Genomic DNA, 16504 nt, shown 5'->3' with positions numbered 1-16504 from the left:
GCTGTTGGCGTGTTCGTCCTCGGCATCGACGCTGGCGGTACCAAGACCGTGTGCCAGCTTGCGGACCGCGACGGCCGGGTGCTGGCCGAATCGCGCGGCCCCGGTGCCAATCTGCAACATGCGGGAGAAGTCCAGGTCGAACGGGTGCTGCACCGGGTGATCGCCGAGGTGACATCGGGTCTCTCGGCCCCCCCCACGGTCGTGTGCCTCGGCATGGCCGGCGTGGACCGCGCGGCGGATCAATCAGCGGCTCTGGCCATTCTTTCCCGAGTCGCCCCGCACAGTCAGATGATCGTGGTCAACGACGCACTCATTGCCCTTGAAGCCGGTCTGCCTGGAGCGCCCGGCGTGGTGATCATTGCCGGCACCGGGTCGATCGCCTACGGCCGCAATCGTGAGGGCCGGGCCGCGCGGGCGGGAGGGTGGGGCTACCTGCTGGGCGATGAAGGCAGCGGCTATTGGCTGGGGCGACAGGCCTTGCGTGCTGTGGTGCGTTCGGCCGACGGCCGGGGGCCTCACACACAACTCACCGCGCGGGTGCTCGCGCACTTCGGCGTGGCGCGGTCGCAGGATCTGGTGCGCGAGATTTACCACCGCACCTTTGAGCCTGCCACGGTCGCCGCGATTGCACCTCACGTCGAGGCCGCGGCCGCCGAAGGCGACGAGATCGCGTTGTATTTGATCGACACCGGCGCACGCGAACTCGGGCTCGCGGCACTGTCGGTGTGCCACATGCTGCGGCTCTCGCACGGGCCCGTGATTCTTGCCGGCGGGATGTTCAAGGCCGCGCCCCGACTGCGCCAGCGTGTGGCAGCGCACCTCACCGGCCGCTGGCCCGGCATGGTTGTGACACCATTGCTGGGGGAGCCTGCCACAGGCGCCGTCTCTCTTGCCCTGGCGGCCGCGAGTGATGCGCTGGTGCTGCCCACGTATCTCGACGAATAAGTGTCTACTTTCCACTCCACGATGCACGTAATTACCTGCACCACTGCTGCTCGAGCCGCCGCTGCTGCCGCCTCACGCGTGCTGGATCACCTGCGCCGGCAACCGGCACTCGTGCTTGGCGTGCCCACTGGCGACACGCCCATACCGATGTACCGCGCCCTCGTGCGTGCGTACCGCGCCGGCCGCGCCGATTTTTCCCGCGCCACCACATTCAACCTCGACGAGTTCGCCGGGTTGGGCAGGGGAGACGCCGGCAGTTACCGGTCGTACATGCAGGCGCACTTATTCGATCACGTGAATCTGTCGTCGCGCAGAGCGCATCTGCCCGATGGTCGTTCGACCGATTGGCGGCGCGAGGTCGCGCGCTACGAGCAACGCATCACACGTGCCGGCGGCCTCGACGTAATCGTGCTCGGCCTGGGACGTAATGGCCACATTGGGTTCAACGAACCCGCAGACAAACTGCAGGCCCGCACGCACCGCGTGGCGTTGCAGCCCGCCACGCGCCGGGCCAACGCCCGACTGTTTGGTGGACACTGGCGGTCCGTCCCGACCCATGGGCTGTCGATGGGCATGGGCACGATCCTGGGCGCGCGTCAGATCATTCTGCTGGTGACGGGGGCCGCGAAAGCCGGAATGGTGGCGCGCGCGCTCACCGGGCCAATCACCACGCGCGTACCGGCTTCACTGCTGCAGGCGCACCCGAATGTGCTCGTGATTCTCGACCGGGCCGCTGCCGCGCGACTCAGAGCGCCGCGAACCAACACGAAGAACTAAATCGGTACGTCGATGTCTTCGCCGAGCGCTTCGCGAATGGAATCGTGGGCGCGCCGGAGGCGTGCGCCGGCCTGCGCCGCCGACAACCCCGCCTTCTTCATGACGATGGCGATCTTCACGTTCCATTTGGCGCGCAACAGCAACGCCTTCGCCTCGTCGGGATCCGCGCCCGTCACCATGGAGACGATGCGTTGCGCGCGGTCCTTGAGTTTGTCCGAGCCCGTCTTCACGTCCACCATCAGGTTGCCGTAGGTCTTGCCGATGCGGACCATCGAGACCGTGGTGAGCATGTTGAGCACCATCTTGGTGGCGGTGCCGGCCTTGAGCCGCGTGGACCCCGCAATCACTTCGGGCCCCACCGACGGCGCGATGATGAGGTCCACAAAATTCTGGAGTTCGGTGCCGGGCCAGCACGTGACAAAGATGATGCGCGCGCCCTTCTTGCGGGCCACGGTGAGCGCGCCCCTCACGAACTGCGTGATTCCGCTGGCCGACACGCCAATCACCACATCGCGTTTGCCGATGCGCAACCGGGCGATGCTGCGGCCGCCTTCTTCGAAGTTGTCCTCCACGCCCTCACGCGCGCGGAACATCGCTTCCTGGCCGCCGGCCATGATGGCCTGCACCAGTTCGGGTTTTGTGCTGAAGGTCGGCGGCATCTCGGCCGCCTCAAGCACCCCGAGCCGGCCACTTGTGCCCGCGCCGACCAGCACCAGGCGGCCGCCTTTCTTAAGCGCGGCGGTGATGATGTCGATGCCGTGAGCGATGCGTTCCCGCTCTTTCTGGACGGCCGCGACCACCTTCTTGTCTTCGGCCAGCACGAGATCGACAATCTCGAGCACGGGCATCCTGTCGAGTGCCATCGAGGCGCTGTTGATGGCTTCGGTCGGAAGATACTGCCACTTGGATTGGTAGGCCATGAGTTACACAAACGCCGAAAGTGCGTAGAGTACTCGACAATGACCCCGGACACCATCGTCACCTATCTCAGGCACCTTGAGGTGGAGCGGCGCCTGTCGGTGCACACACTGGATGGGTATGGCCGGGATTTGGCGCGTTTGCGCGTGTTCGCGGAAGGCCTTGGCCGGGAAATCGTGCACCTGGACCGCCGTGACCTGGAAGGATTTGTGCGCGATGCGATGGCGGGCGGGCTGTCACCGAGTTCCACAGCCCGGCTGGTGGCCTCGGTGCGCGGATTCTACCTGCACCTGCGCCGTCGCGGTGACATTGGCGAGAACCCGGCGGATGACCTCCACGCGCCGAAGGCGTTCCTGTCACTGCCGCGGTTCCTCTCGATGGCCGAGGTCGATGCGTTGCTGGCCGCGCCCGACGTGTCTACCCCGGGCGGGCTTCGCGACCGCGCCCTGATCGAAGTGCTCTATGCGACGGGCCTCCGTGTCTCGGAACTCGTGAGTCTGCGCATGGCCGACGTACGCCTCGACCAGGGGTATGTCCAATGCCTGGGCAAGGGCAGCAAGGAGCGGATTGTTCCGCTCGGCGATGTGGCCGCCGGGTGGGTGCGACAGTATTTGTCAGAGGCGAGACCCGCCTTCGTGAAAAAGAAAGACCCCGCGTGGCTTTTTGTGAGCCAGCGCGGAGCCCGGCGGCTCAGCCGGGGCGGCTTCTGGCAAATCTTGAAGGACTACGGGGACGCGGCCGGTCTCAAGACGCATCTGAGCCCGCACGTGCTTCGGCACTCGTTCGCCACACATCTGCTGGAGCGCGGCGCGGACCTGCGCGCGATCCAGACCATGCTGGGGCACGCGGATCTGTCCACGACCCAAATCTATACGCACGTGATGGAGGTGCGGCTCCGTCAGGTGTACGACGCGTTCCACCCGCGCCGCTAGGTGTGCGGAGCCTTTCCCGATTGACCCGTACGAGAAGCGTCTGGTACGCTGTGCTTTTCCCGGGCCGTCGCGCGGCCCTAACGTGAGGAGTTCCTGGATGGGACGCGCTGGCCGTCATTTATTTACGTCCGAATCGGTGACCGAGGGTCACCCCGACAAGATCGCCGACCAGATTTCAGACGGCATTCTCGACGCGATTCTCGCGCAGGATCCGATCGCGCGCGTGGCGTGCGAAACGCTGGTCACCACCGGGTTGGTGGTGGTGGCGGGGGAGATCACCACCTCCTGCACCATTGATACACAGCGCGTGGTCCGCGAAGTGATTACCGACGTCGGCTACACCCGCGCCAAGTACGGATTCGACGCCGAAACGTGCGCGGTGCTCTCGTCCATTCATGAGCAGTCGCGCGACATCGGCCAGGGTGTGGATACGGGCGGCGCCGGCGACCAGGGCCTGATGTTCGGCTATGCGTGCACCGAAACGCCCGAGTTGATGCCGCTGCCGATCATGCTGGCGCACAAACTCACACGAGGACTCTCGACCCTGCGCCGCTCCGGCGAGCTGACCTACCTGCGGCCGGACGGCAAGTCTCAGGTCACTGTCGAGTACGACGGCGATACGCCTGTGCGTGTGGACGCCGTGGTGGTCTCCACCCAGCACTCGGCCGAGGTGGACAACGAGACACTGCACCGCGATCTGACCGAGAAGCTCATCAAGCCGAGCATCCCGGCCAACCTGATGGACGCGAACACGAAGATCTACATCAACCCTACGGGTCGGTTTGTGGTTGGCGGCCCGCATGGCGATGCCGGCGTCACCGGACGCAAGATCATCGTGGATACCTACGGCGGCGCGGCGCCGCACGGCGGTGGCGCATTCTCGGGCAAGGATCCGACGAAGGTGGATCGCTCGGCCGCTTACATGGCGCGGTACGTGGCGAAGAACATCGTGGCCGCAGGCCTGGCCAGCAAGGCGCTGTTGCAGCTGGCCTACGCGATCGGCGTCGCCGAACCCGTTTCCGTGCTGGTGGATTCCTCCGGCACCGGCAAGGTCTCGGAAGAGAAACTGGCCGAGCTGGTGAAGAAGCACTTCGACCTGACGCCAAAGGGCATCATCAGCCACCTCGATCTCCGTCGTCCGATCTATCGCAAGACGGCGGCGTTCGGGCACTTCGGACGCACCGAGCCGGAGTTCACGTGGGAACGCACCGACAAGGCCGCAGCGCTGAAGGCCGACGCCGGGATCTGACGTTCACCGCGGGGCCACAGACGAAGCCGTCATGCGCCCCATCCGAAAGACAATACTCATCACAGCGGCGGCCCTCGGGGCCGCCGTTGTCGTGTACGTCGGCGTGACGCTGCCGTCCGCCTCCCGGACGCTCTCGCCCGTGCAACCGACGACCGTGTTCGGCGCCTTTCACGTCCACACAAATCGGTCGGATGGCAGCGGCAGCCCAGACGACGTGGCGCGTGCTGCGGCGTCGGCGAACCTCCAGTTCGTGGTGCTCTCCGATCATGGAGATGCCACGCGGACGCCGGATCCCCCGTTTTATCGGCACGGAGTGTTGATCATCGACGCCGTCGAGATCTCCACCACATCAGGCCACCTGGTTGCGCTCGGCCTCACGACAGGGTCACCGTTTCCTCTCGGTGGTGAAGCGCGCGACACCATCGAAGACGTACACCGCATGGGGGGATGGGTGGTGATCGCACATCCTGATTCTCCAAAGCCCGGGTTGAAGTGGCGTGGAGACACCACCGGCGCGGATGGCGTGGAATGGCTCAACGCCGACTCCGAATGGCGCGACGAATCGCCGGCGATCCTCGCGCGGACAATAGGCCACTACCTCATTCGTCCCTCCGAAGCGATCGCGGCGCTATTCGACCGCCCGGCGGCATCGCTCCATCGCTGGGATGCGCTCGCCAGCGAAGGTCCGGTCGTCGGCCTGGCAGGGATTGATGCGCACGCGCGTGTCGGCCCCGATGAGTCCGATGGGTCCGGCGATTCCCGAAACGCGTCGACCATCCTTGCGCGCCCCAGCTACCTGGATATGTTTGGCACCGTCGTGCAGGGGATCGAATTGTCACAGCCGCTCACGCAACAGGCGGCAAGTGACGCCGGCGTCATCCTCGGGGCCCTGCGCAGTGGCCGCACGTACTCCGTCGTCCGCGCCATCGCCTCGCCTGGGCGAGTCTCGTTCACCGCGTCGCACGACGCCATGTCCTGGGCGATGGGGGAGTCTGTCAGTACCGATCAGCCCGTGACGCTGCAGGCCACCGTGCCCGAGCCCAGCGACGCCGTCGTCGTGTTGCTGCGGGGCGGCGAAGAAGTGGCGTCGGGCCGGGGGAGTGCCGTGTACATCCACAACGGCGCGCCGGCGAGTTATCGAGCCGAAGTCAGGCTTCCGAATCGCGCGCTGCCGTGGATTGTCACCAATGCCATCCGCGTGGGCACGTCGGCGCCTCCGCCAACAACCACCGTTCACGCGCTCGGCGACGCCGTCATTGTGAAAGCGTTGAACGACCCTGCCTTGTGGGCCATCGAGCGGCACGAGCCTTCAACCGGCGAACTGACCGCCACCGGAGGGGAAGTGGGGCTCGCCTTTTCACTGGCGCCCGGCCGAGCCAGTGGACAGTACGCAGCGATGGCGTACCCCGCTATCGGGCCAGGATCGATTCGACGCGGTGACGATGACTCTTCGGGCGGAGCCGCCCATGCGCGTATCGATGCAGTGGCGGGTGCCGCGAGGCGTGGACGGTGACCGGTGGCAGCGGTCTGTCTATGTCGATGCCACGCCCCGTACGGTCACCATCGACCTTCAGGATTTTGCGGCGGTCGGTGTGGGGCTGGCGGCCACACCGCCGCTTGAGCTCGTCCGATCGCTGTCGCTCGTGGTGGATACCTGGCACACGCGCCCGGGGTCGGCGGGCCGCGTGTGGATCTCGGGCCTGTCGCTCGTGATGAAGGCCGCGGGGCAGCCCATCACGTCCGCACAGTCAACAACGCGGTAAGCGCAGCGGCGGCAAAAACGATGTTGGTCGCCCAGGCGGCCAGCACCGGAGGCAGCCAGCCGGCCACGCCGAACGCGATGAACAGCGTCGAGACGAGCAGGTAGGCGACGGCCAGCACAATCGCCAATCCAATACCGTAGAGCGCACCGCGGCGGCCGAGTGTCACACCAAACGGAATCGCGATCAGTGTCATGACCATCGTGACAAACGGAAACGCCACCTTGCGTTGCAGTTCCACCTTGTGCGCGGCAAAGCTGATGCCGCTCTGGTCGAGTTCCTCGATATACGTTTGAAGCTCCCCGTAACTCATGAACTCCGCTTCAAACTGCTCGGCGCCGAAAAAGCCCGGCTCCTCAAGCGGGAGTGCCTCGGACTTGAATGCCGTGCGACGCACCCGGCCTTTGTCGTCAAACGTCTGTTCCCATCCGTCTGTGGCCTGCCATGCTCCGTCGATGAACACCGCTTGCGTGGCGAACGTGTGCGATGTGAGCCGGTATGGGTTGCGGGCGGTCTTGAAAATCGACAACTGGTGCAGCGTCTTCGCGCGCACGTCAAACACGGCGTAGTGATAGAGTTCGCCGCCGCGGCCAATCATCCACGAGCGATTCGCCACGTTGAATGTGCGCTGGGGCCGGTCGCGAATCTCGTTGCGCAGCACCTCGGCCTGACGTTCCGAGTGCGCCATGACCCGGTCTTCGAGGGCAAACATCAAGCCGCTCGAGATGAGGGCCAACGCCAGCAAAGGCACCGCCGTCCGGTAGAGGCTGATGCCGCAGGCCCGAAGGACCGTCAATTCATTGGTGCGGGCCAATCCACCGAGTGTGGTCAGGACGGCCACAAGCGTCGCCAGAGGCACGATGAAATAGATGAACTTCGGTGTGGCGTAGTAAAAATACTGCGCGATCATCGGCATCGTCGCCTGTCCCTTCGAGAGTTTTTCGGACAACTCGATGAACTCGCCGATGTAGTACAGGGCCATCAGACCCACAAACGCCAGAATCACGGTGCGCAGGTACTTGCGGCCGACGTAGACGTCCATCAGGCTGGGACGGGGCAGCGACAGCCGCGGATAGCGGATGACCAGCACGACCTTGCCGGGGCCCGCAGCTGCCGCGATCGCTCGTGGTGTGAGGATTGCCGGCCACCGAACCGCGAGCCAGGCCGGCATTGGCATGGCGCCCCGCGTGCGCCACCACAGAAGGGCCACGCCGACGACGCCGAGGATAATGTTCGGCATCCATCGGGCCCAGAGAGCCGGGAACGCGCCGCCTTTGGCCCGTCCGTCGAACAGGGTCATGATGCCGTAATAGGCCATGATCACGCCGATGCCGATGGCGAACCCGGCGAGTTTGCCGTCCTTGCGGGTGCTGACGCCGAGCGCGACGCCGACGATGGCGAAGACGAGGCAGGCCAGCGGAAAGGCGAACCGCTGGTGCTTGTACATGATCTCGTTGTGCGGCGATTGGCCGGCCGCCACCTTTTCGGCAGCCTGGGCGTCGAGCTGGGCCATGGTCAGCTCGTTGAACCCGCGGCCAGGCGAGGCGCCGTCGCCGAACACCGACGTAGGGTCGATGTGGGCCACTTCTTCCTTCGACCGCTGAATCTGGTACTCGTTGCCGCTGTCGAGCGGCCGGTAACTGGCCACCTCGGACAGGATGACGTTGACGAGCCTGGCTGGCTCGTCGGCGACCAGACGGCCTTCCTGGGCGAGCTGGATGGAAGGCCGGCCGGCCACCGAGGTGTCTGCCACCATGACCTCGGTCCACCCGCCATCGGTCTTTCGTTCGCCGATCAGAATCACGCGCCCGGTGAAGCCCTCATAAAACAGGCGGGGCCGGATGTCCTCCGCCGCCATTTTTTTCATGAGCTGGAAGGTCACGTCGCGGAACGACTGGTTGGCGTCGGGCATGAGCCAGACCAGCACGTAGAAGGTGGCGCCGGCGGCGACGGCCGCGAGCAGCATCATCGGCCGGATCAGGCGGACGGGGCTGACGCCGCAGGCCATCATGGCCACAGCCTCGCGGTCGCCTGAGAACCGTCCCAGGGCCATGACGACGCCGGCCAGGAATGCCATGGGCACCGTAATGCCGAGTGCCTGCGGCAGCAGGGTCAGCAACAGGTACCCGATGGTCTGGATGGGCGCGCCCTTGGCAATGAACATCTCAGCCGTTTTGAGCATCGGCTGGACCCAGAGCAGGAACGTGAACAGGGCCAGGGCCAGCGCAAACGGGCCGAGAGTTTCGCGAATCAGGTAGCGGTCGAGGGTCCGCATTCAGGCTTGGTTTGAGACGATATCACGCTGGAAGTGGCTCCGCAATTCATGCACAGGCACCAACCCCGAACAATATATTCAATGTCTGATAAGACATATTATGTCATCTATTATTGCTGATTCATAGCCCTGCGGGTGCTTGTGGCTTGGGCTTCCGGCCTGAGTCGTATGCAGGCCGCGTGTATAACTATGCGCCCGGCCTACTCCGTGACGCGCACAGAACTTCAAGCGCGCGTGTGTCCGCGGCCTTGAGAACCAGGCCGCGCTACGAAATGCGTGTCCTCGTAGGGCGCGCTGGGTCTCAAGCGCGCCGGACATCGCGGCCTTGAGACCCAATGCCGCGCTATGTTTCGGGTCGCGTCTCAACTCTTTCGGAGGTCGGCGATGATGCCTTCGAGTGCGGCGATGACTTCCGTCTTGTCCACTTCAGACTTCTTGAACTGGAGCTTCAGACTAAAGGTTTTTGCCGGCGGAAGGTACTTGAAGACGAACGCCTTGGGACGACCAGGCTTCGGTTTTGCGGCCACTTTCCGCGCCTGTTCACGCGTTACAGCGGCACCGCCGCCATCCCTGGTCAATCGCTCTATTAACGCGATCATTTTCTGTGGGTCCTGTTGCCTAACTATCTGTAAAAGCAACGACTTAGAGGAAATGTCGGCCAGCCGACAGAGATTTCTGACCTCTGTGGGCATCTGCGCGAGCGCCAGAGACTCCGTGACGTTGGTACGCGACTTCCCCATCCGCCGTGCGAGATCTTCGTGGGTGTATCCGCAGCGTTCGGCCAGTGTATGGAGCGCCTCGGCTTCTTCAAAGGCGCTCAGGTCCTTGCGCTGGATGTTCTCAACGAGCGCGACTTCCACAATCTCGTTGTCGTCCACATCGCGAATGACGACCGGCAGCTCGCGGAGCCCCACCTGGACCGAGGCTTGATACCGGCGCTCGCCGGCAACAATCTGGTACCGGCCGCCGCGCTGGCGGACGATCAGCGGCTCGATGATTCCCTTCTCGGCAATGGACGCCATCAACTCCGACAGGTCGCCCATGACCTGGCGCGGCTGATCCGGGTTGGGGTCAATCTCGTCGATGGGAATCATCCGGCCGATCGGCGTGCCCGCCGAGTTGGTCAGCGCGTCCACGTAGTGTTCGTCATGACGCATCTTCAGACTGGTTGGCAGGCCTCTTTTAGACACGATCCAACACCTCCTCGCAAAGCCGGTAATACTCTGTCGCGCCAGACGACTCTGGTGCGAACTTAAAAATGGACTCTTTGTACGCCGGACTTTCCTCCAGCCTGACGCTCTTCGTAATCACCGTCTTGAACACCTTCTTGCCAAAGACCTTGTCGATCTGGGCACGGATGTCCTTCGCCAGGGCCGTGCGTTTGTCGTGCATGGTAATGACCACGCCGAGAATCCGAAGGTCGGTGTTGGCCCGCATACGGACCTTCTCAATCGTCTCGAGCAAATCGTCCGTGCCCTCAAGTGCGAAGTACGACGACTGAATCGGAATCAACAGGTGCGTGGCCGCCACGAGTGCGTTGACCGTCAGCAACCCCAGCGCCGGCGGACAGTCGATGACAATGGCCTCGTAGTCGTTGATGATCGGCGCGAGTTTGTCCTTGAGCCGGAAGTGCGAGTCGAGCTCGCCCGACAGCTTCCCCTCGAGCTTGGCCAGCGCGATGCGCGACGGTGCCACCCACAGATTCGGATGGGAAGACGCCTTGACGATGTCCTGGATCGCGACCGCGGGATCGGTGATCGCGTCGTAGACCGAACGCTCCACCGTCGCCACGTCCACGTAGGACATCGTGCTGTTGGCCTGGGGATCGAGGTCGACCAGAAGCGTACGCTGGCCCCGAAGGGAAAACGCTGCCGCCAGATTAATGGCGGTGGTCGTTTTGCCGACGCCGCCCTTCTGGTTGGCAATGGCAATAATCATGTTGTTGGAACGGTCAGCCTGCGCGCCGGCAATCCGCCGCGTTGATGATACACCCACTACATCTTGTAGCCAAGATCATCCGGATCCAGGCTCTCAAGCCAGCGCTGTAATCGCTCCTGATCGACGTGTTGCGGTCCCACATCCACCGCCTGGACGTTCGAGAAGACGCTCTCGTTGACGAAGATGGGGACCTTGGCCCGAAGTGAGAGCGCCAGGGCGTCACTCGGGCGGGCGTCAATCAGCAACCGCTCGTTGTCGCGAATGACCTCGAGGAAAGCATAAAAAGTACTCTCCCGCAGTTCGTGAATGATGACGCGGTTCAACCGGCCACCCATCCCCTCAAGAAGCTGCCGCAGCAGGTCGTGGGTCATCGGCCGAGGCGTCGCGACGTTCTCCATCTGGAGGGCGATCGCGTTGGCCTCAACGGGACCGACCCAGATCGGCAGCACCCGCTCATTCGCCTCGTCTCGCAGAATGATGATCGGCAGGTTGGTCAGCGGGTCCACCATCAGTCCCTTGACCGACATCTCAATGAGCATGCGCGACCTCCGCGACTTCCCCACGCAGGCTGTTCGGCGCGGCCGACGTCACCCGCACCTGAACAAACTGGCCAATCAACTCTTCAGAGCCGGAGAAATTGACCAGCACCCAGCCATCGGTGCGCCCCGCCAGCTCCCAATCCCTGCGACGTGATTTTGATTCCACCAAAACCTCAACGACCGAGCCGACCTGCTGCTGATAAAGGCCGAGCTGAATCTCCGCCTGCAGAGCCTGGAGGGCCATGATCCGGCGCGTCTTGTCGGACTCCAGAACGTCATCAGACAAACGCTTGAAGGCCAGCGTGTTCGGCCGGGGCGAGTACTTGAATGAATACATCGACGAAAACTGCACCCTTCGAACCAGGTCCATGGTCTCTTCGAAGTGGCTTTCCGTCTCGCCAGGGAACCCGACAATCACGTCCGTTGAGACAGAAATGCCCGGCACGTCGGCTCGTAGCTTTGTCACCAGAGCCAGGTAGTCCTCGCGCGTGTAGCGGCGCCGCATGGCCTGAAGGACGGCATTGGATCCTGACTGGACGGGCAGATGGAAGTGCCGGCAGACCTTGGGCAGGTCGCGTATCGCGGCGATCAGCCGGTCGGTCGCGTGCCTGGGATGGGGACTCGCAAATCGAATCCGCCTGATGCCGGGCACCGCACTCACCCGCTCCAACAACGCCGCAAAGTCGCACGAAGCATCATCGGGCGCCTGGTAGTGATTGACGATCTGGCCAAGCAGTTGCACCTCGACCCGTCCGCTCTGTGCCGCGCGTTCGACTTCTGCGAGGATGTCGGCCACGGGCCGCATCCGCTCGTGGCCGCGGGTGTACGGCACCACGCAAAACGAGCAAAATTCGTTGCAGCCCTCGATGATGGTCACCCAGGCCCGCGACGGGTCGGAGGCTTTTGCCACCCCCAACGGAAACGACACATCGTCGTACGGCTGGATATCGACGAGTCTGGCCTGGCGCTCGGTGGCCTCACGCACAAGGGCCGGGAGCTGCTTGAGGGCCTGGGTGCCGACGACCACATCAATGGATTTGTCGCTGTCGATGAGCTTGGCGCCCTCCTGCTGTGCCACACAGCCAGTGACCGCGATTGTGGGGCGCCGACCGGCCGCGCGTGCCGCGCCTCGAATTTCGGCGAGGCGATGATGGAGCTTGTCTTCTGCCCGTTCACGGACACTGCAGGTATTGAGAACCAGCAGATCGGCCTCGGCATCTGAGCCAGCCAGTTCGAACCCGTCCGCCTCCAGCAGTCCTGCAATGCGTTCGCTGTCGTGGAAGTTCATCTGACAGCCGAAGGTCTCGAGGCGGTATTTACGCGCCACGCCGCTTGCCTTTCGCTTTCGCCATCGACCCACTTTCGCTTTCGCCTTTTGCTTTATCTTCGACGAAACGGCGGGCGGCCAGCATGTCGCGGGCGGACGCCAGGATTGGGGCGGACACGTCCTGCCCCGCAATCATCCTGGCAATCTCAAGTTCGCGGTCCTCCCCGTCGAGCCGCGAGACCGCGGTGATGGTGCGGCCCTGTTTGACCTGTTTGGCGATGTGGAGGTGGGACACCCCGCGTGAGGCAATCTGCGGCAGGTGGGTAATACACAGGACCTGGAACCGCGCGCCCAGTTGCTGGAGCCTGGCGCCGACCGCATCCGCGGCTGCCCCGCCGATGCCGGCATCAACCTCGTCAAAGATGAGCGTCCGGCCGGCCACATCAGGGGTGGCCAGAGTCTTGAGGGCCAGCATGATGCGGGAGAGCTCGCCACCTGAGGCAATGCGTGCCAACGGGCGGAGGTCCTCGCCAGGGTTCGGGGACAGGAAGAATTCGACGGCGTCCACTCCGAGGGCGGTCCAGGTGTCTGGCTGGTCCGGACTTGAAGAGACCCGGACGTCGACCCGGGCGCTGGGCATGGCGAGCTGACCGAGCGCGGACTCGAGTGCGGCCGACAGGCGCTTCCCCGCCGCCTTTCGGGACGCCGACAGTTCGAGCGCCCGAAGCCGGAACCTCTCAGCCGCCGCCGCGGCCTCTCGCTCAAGCACGGCAGCTCGCTCGTCGTTGGCCTCGAGGGCGGCCAATTCGTCATGGAACGCCTGGCGTGAGGCGATGACCTCGTCCAGCGTCGGTCCGTACTTCTTCTTCAGCCGCTCGATCGCGGCCAGGCGGTCTTCGGTGAGTTGCAACCGTTCGGGCGAGGCGTCGAGGTCACCCGCATAGGACCGCAGCATGAAGGCCAGGTCTTCGAGACGGGCTTTCACTTCATCGCGCTGATCGACGTACGGCGCAAATCGCGGATCGATCTCGGCGAGATCGGCAACCCGCTTCCAGACGACCGCCAGAGATTCGAGCGCCGACCCTTCCTTGTCATACAAAGCGCCGTAGGCTTCGGTCGAGAGCCGTTCGAGGCGGTCAACATTCGCGAGCACTTGGCGATCACCGGCGAGTCGATCGTCCTCACCCGGCGTTGGCGCCACGCGATCGAGTTCGGCAAGGTGAAAGGTCACGGTCTCGATGCGCGCCGCCTTCTCGCGCTCCGAGAGTCGCGTTCGTTCCAGGGCGCCGGCGGCCGCACGCCACTCGGCAAACAGTCGGGCCACATCAGAGGCCAGTTCATGATGCCCGGCGTACGCGTCCACCAGTCCGGCGTGTTCCAGCGGATTCAGTAATGTCTGGTGTTCGTGCTGTCCGTGCAGGTCCACGAGCGACGCGCCCAGTTGCCGCAGGGCGGCCGAGGTGGCGAGCGCATCATCAATAAACGCGCGGCTGCGGCCCTGCGAAGAAATCTCGCGACGGACGATGACTTCGCGCCCGTCCTCGCGCTCGAAGATCGCTTGAATAGTGGCGGTCTCCTCGCCGGTGCGCACCAGGTCCGCGCTCGCTCGTCCGCCGACGAGTAAATCGATGGCTTCCACGAGCATCGATTTGCCGGCGCCTGTTTCACCGGTGAGCACCGTGAGCCCCGGCACAAACTCCACCTCGAGGTGATCAATGACCGCGAGATGACGAATCGCAAGAAAGCGCAGCATGGGAATTGAACGAAGTCCAATCGTATCAAACCTTTGACAGCCCTTTGACCTAGTGGTACATTCAAATCTGTTCTCGCGCTTCCCAGCGCGCCCCAACTTGTGTAGGCGGAGGTTTTGTTGCGCACGCTAGGCACACTGATCCTGGCTTTTCAAACCCAGGGTCCGGCTGGAGATGCGGCCGTCACCGGCCCGAGCAATACCGATATCGTTTCGCTGCTGAAAGACGCGTCGCCCCTCTCGTGGGCGGTGCTCGTCATTCTGCTGCTGTTCTCGGCATTGTCCTGGGGCATCATTTTTCACAAGCGGAGCCAGTTCCGTCGCGCGGAAAAACAGACGGCGACGTTCCTGGAGATCTTTCGCAAGAGCAGCCGCTTCTCCGAGGTCCACTCGGTGTGCGGCAGTCTGGTGGCCAGTCCCCTCGTGGGCCTGTTCCACATGGGATACGCGGAGTTGAACACGCAACTACGCGCGGCCGGTGAAGTCAAACCCGGTTCGGCTGTCCCGCGTCCTACTCTACGAAGCCTTGAGAGTCTGGACCGTGCGCTCCTGCGTGCCACTACCGTTGAGGTAAGCCGCCTGGAATCGCGCATCGGTTTCCTGGCGACCACCGCTTCAATCACGCCGTACATCGGATTGTTCGGCACGGTCGTGGGCATCATGTCGTCGTTTCAGGGCATTGGTGAAACCGGGTCGACCAATCTCGCGGTGGTGGCCCCTGGTATCGCCGAAGCGCTCGTGGCCACCGCGGCCGGGTTGTTTGCGGCGATCCCGGCGGTGTTTTTTTATAACGACCTGACGTACCAGGTGAAGGGCTTTGCCGCCGCGATGGATGACTTCTCGATGGAGTTCCTGAACATCGCCGAGCGGAATTTTTCCTGAAGGAGCGCGCCCGTGCCAAAGGTCGAACAAGTCTCGCAGGGCGGCGGTCGCAGTCGGCGTGGACGGAGCCAACGTGTCTCCACGTCCCTCGCCGAGATCAATGTGGTGCCGCTGGTGGACGTTATGCTCGTGCTGCTCATCATCTTCATGGTGAGCGCGCCGATGATGCAGCAGGGCTTCGGCGTGCGCCTGCCCCAGTCGCGCAGTGCGCAGCCCATCAAAGCCGAACCGGTTTACGTCACCGTCCCTCTCAGCTTTGAGCGCGACAGGGTTGTACTCCTCGGGAAGTTGCGCGTCGGAATCCGGTTCCTGGCCGAGCGAGTTTCGCAGGAGCTGAAGGATCGCCCAACCCGAGACGTCTACGTCAATGGCGATGCGGACGTCACACTGCAGACCCTGTTCACCGTGCTGGACACTCTCAAGGCTGGAGGCGTGGACCGGGTCCAGATTGCCACCGCCCCACCCGACGGGAGACAGTTCCCGTGAGAGGCGCGATCACCGACGTCATCGACGCACGTGCGAAAGACGACGGAGGGCTGACGCGGCTCTTTGGATATTCCCTGGCCATCCACCTGATCGTTTTTATCGGCGCCGTGCTGATTCCCTCGAATTGGTTGTCGAGCGAACCGGTCAAGCCGAATGTGATTGAGGTGAGCCTGGGCGGTTCGTTTGGCGAAAAGACGACGGGAGTCGCGCCGATTGCCGGGCGACCGGTTGAGAAAGCCGTACCCGACCCGCCGCGCCCGGAACCGGTCAAGCCGGTGCCCCCACCAAAACCAGACGTCATGCCGACGCCGACCAAGGCCGTCACTCCGGCGAAGGTGCCTGAGAAAGTGCCCGAGAAGGCCGCGCCTCCAGCGGTGACTCCCCCGAAGCCGCCGACCACCGGAAAACACGTGCAGGTCGGCACGGCCGTGACCGATACAGGGGCCACAGGCATTGGACAGGGGTTGACGCAGGCCGGAGGCGGCGGCACGGGTGGCGTCGTAGACCTCAATACGTTTGATCCTGTCTGGACCAAACAAATGGTAGACGCGATCCGGAAAGTGTGGAACAACCTCCAGCAGGAAACGGGCTGGAGCGAGATCCTGTTTATCGTCGCGAGAGATGGCAAGGTCATCGCTCGGGACCCGGTTGCCTCGAGCGGGAGCTTTATCCTCGATCAGGAGGCGCGCCGAGCCGTGGGGCTGGCGATGATTCCTCCGCTGCCCCGCGACTACAAAGAGAGCACGCTTCGGGTTCGGCTACGCTTCGACTACGGAGTCAAATAGC

At 63.9% G+C, this 16504-nt stretch carries 16 protein-coding genes; 9 read left to right on the top strand and 7 right to left on the bottom strand.

Features of this window, described 5'->3' with window-relative positions; genetic code table 11:
* Positions 1-9 precede the first annotated feature (9 nt).
* A complete protein-coding gene (locus IPL75_14200; protein ID MBK9241373.1) occupies positions 10-945 on the top strand; it encodes a hypothetical protein in 936 nt (311 codons plus the stop codon).
* Between the two features lie 21 nt (positions 946-966).
* Entirely contained in the window at positions 967-1722 is a 756-nt protein-coding gene (gene nagB / locus IPL75_14195) for a glucosamine-6-phosphate deaminase (protein MBK9241372.1), read from the top strand.
* Here nagB and murQ read toward each other — a convergent pair.
* Positions 1719-2642 (bottom strand): N-acetylmuramic acid 6-phosphate etherase, encoded by a 924-nt coding sequence (gene murQ, locus IPL75_14190; protein ID MBK9241371.1) that lies wholly within the window; start codon positions 2640-2642, stop codon positions 1719-1721. The two genes, nagB and murQ, sit on opposite strands and share 4 nt — an antisense overlap.
* A gap of 39 nt (positions 2643-2681) precedes the next feature.
* On the opposite strand from murQ, the gene xerD reads away from it, so the two are divergent.
* The 4 genes from xerD (at position 2682) to IPL75_14170 (ending at position 6584) form a co-directional block, all read left to right on the top strand.
* A complete protein-coding gene (gene xerD / locus IPL75_14185; GenBank protein ID MBK9241370.1) occupies positions 2682-3572 on the top strand; it encodes a site-specific tyrosine recombinase XerD in 891 nt (296 codons plus the stop codon).
* A gap of 97 nt (positions 3573-3669) precedes the next feature.
* Positions 3670-4821 (top strand): methionine adenosyltransferase, encoded by a 1152-nt coding sequence (locus IPL75_14180; GenBank protein ID MBK9241369.1) that lies wholly within the window; start codon positions 3670-3672, stop codon positions 4819-4821.
* Positions 4822-4852: 31 nt separating this feature from the next.
* On the top strand, positions 4853-6334 hold the full coding sequence (locus IPL75_14175) for a CehA/McbA family metallohydrolase (protein ID MBK9241368.1): 1482 nt from the start codon (positions 4853-4855) through the stop codon (positions 6332-6334).
* Positions 6300-6584, top strand: a complete 285-nt coding sequence (locus IPL75_14170; GenBank protein MBK9241367.1) for a hypothetical protein — start codon at positions 6300-6302, stop codon at positions 6582-6584. Before IPL75_14175 ends, IPL75_14170 begins: the two co-directional genes overlap by 35 nt.
* On the opposite strand, the gene IPL75_14165 is transcribed toward IPL75_14170, so the two are convergent.
* The 6 genes from IPL75_14165 to recN form a co-directional block, all read right to left on the bottom strand.
* Complete coding sequence (locus tag IPL75_14165; GenBank protein MBK9241366.1) at positions 6556-8856, bottom strand: LptF/LptG family permease; 2301 nt, start codon at positions 8854-8856, stop codon at positions 6556-6558. The two genes, IPL75_14170 and IPL75_14165, sit on opposite strands and share 29 nt — an antisense overlap.
* A 362-nt stretch (positions 8857-9218) precedes the next feature.
* Positions 9219-10013: a ParB/RepB/Spo0J family partition protein gene (locus IPL75_14160; protein MBK9241365.1), complete on the bottom strand. Its 795-nt coding sequence runs from the start codon at positions 10011-10013 to the stop codon at positions 9219-9221.
* A 25-nt stretch (positions 10014-10038) separates the two neighbouring features.
* Positions 10039-10794, bottom strand: a complete 756-nt coding sequence (locus IPL75_14155; GenBank protein MBK9241364.1) for a ParA family protein — start codon at positions 10792-10794, stop codon at positions 10039-10041.
* A 56-nt stretch (positions 10795-10850) separates the two neighbouring features.
* The gene (locus IPL75_14150) at positions 10851-11333 is read right to left on the bottom strand and encodes a bifunctional nuclease family protein (protein ID MBK9241363.1); all 483 of its coding nucleotides are present in this window, start codon (positions 11331-11333) and stop codon (positions 10851-10853) included.
* Positions 11323-12660, bottom strand: coding sequence for a tRNA (N6-isopentenyl adenosine(37)-C2)-methylthiotransferase MiaB (miaB, locus tag IPL75_14145; protein ID MBK9241362.1), 1338 nt, complete (start codon positions 12658-12660; stop codon positions 11323-11325). Before miaB ends, IPL75_14150 begins: the two co-directional genes overlap by 11 nt.
* Complete coding sequence (recN, locus tag IPL75_14140) at positions 12650-14353, bottom strand: DNA repair protein RecN (GenBank protein ID MBK9241361.1); 1704 nt, start codon at positions 14351-14353, stop codon at positions 12650-12652. The genes miaB and recN overlap by 11 nt, the downstream gene beginning before the upstream one ends.
* A gap of 213 nt (positions 14354-14566) precedes the next feature.
* Here recN and IPL75_14135 point away from each other — a divergent pair, with 213 nt between their 5' ends.
* From IPL75_14135 to IPL75_14125, 3 genes are read left to right on the top strand one after another with little or no spacing between them, the layout of a single operon-like run.
* Complete coding sequence (locus tag IPL75_14135; GenBank protein MBK9241360.1) at positions 14567-15232, top strand: MotA/TolQ/ExbB proton channel family protein; 666 nt, start codon at positions 14567-14569, stop codon at positions 15230-15232.
* Between the two features lie 12 nt (positions 15233-15244).
* Positions 15245-15718: a biopolymer transporter ExbD gene (locus IPL75_14130; protein MBK9241359.1), complete on the top strand. Its 474-nt coding sequence runs from the start codon at positions 15245-15247 to the stop codon at positions 15716-15718.
* Positions 15715-16503, top strand: a complete 789-nt coding sequence (locus IPL75_14125; GenBank protein ID MBK9241358.1) for a TonB C-terminal domain-containing protein — start codon at positions 15715-15717, stop codon at positions 16501-16503. Before IPL75_14130 ends, IPL75_14125 begins: the two co-directional genes overlap by 4 nt.
* The last annotated feature ends 1 nt before the right edge of the window (position 16504 follow it).

The organism is Acidobacteriota bacterium (genome assembly GCA_016716905.1).
Lineage (GTDB): Bacteria > Acidobacteriota > Vicinamibacteria > Vicinamibacterales > SCN-69-37 > SYFT01.
This window is presented reverse-complemented; position numbering and strand designations above follow the sequence as displayed.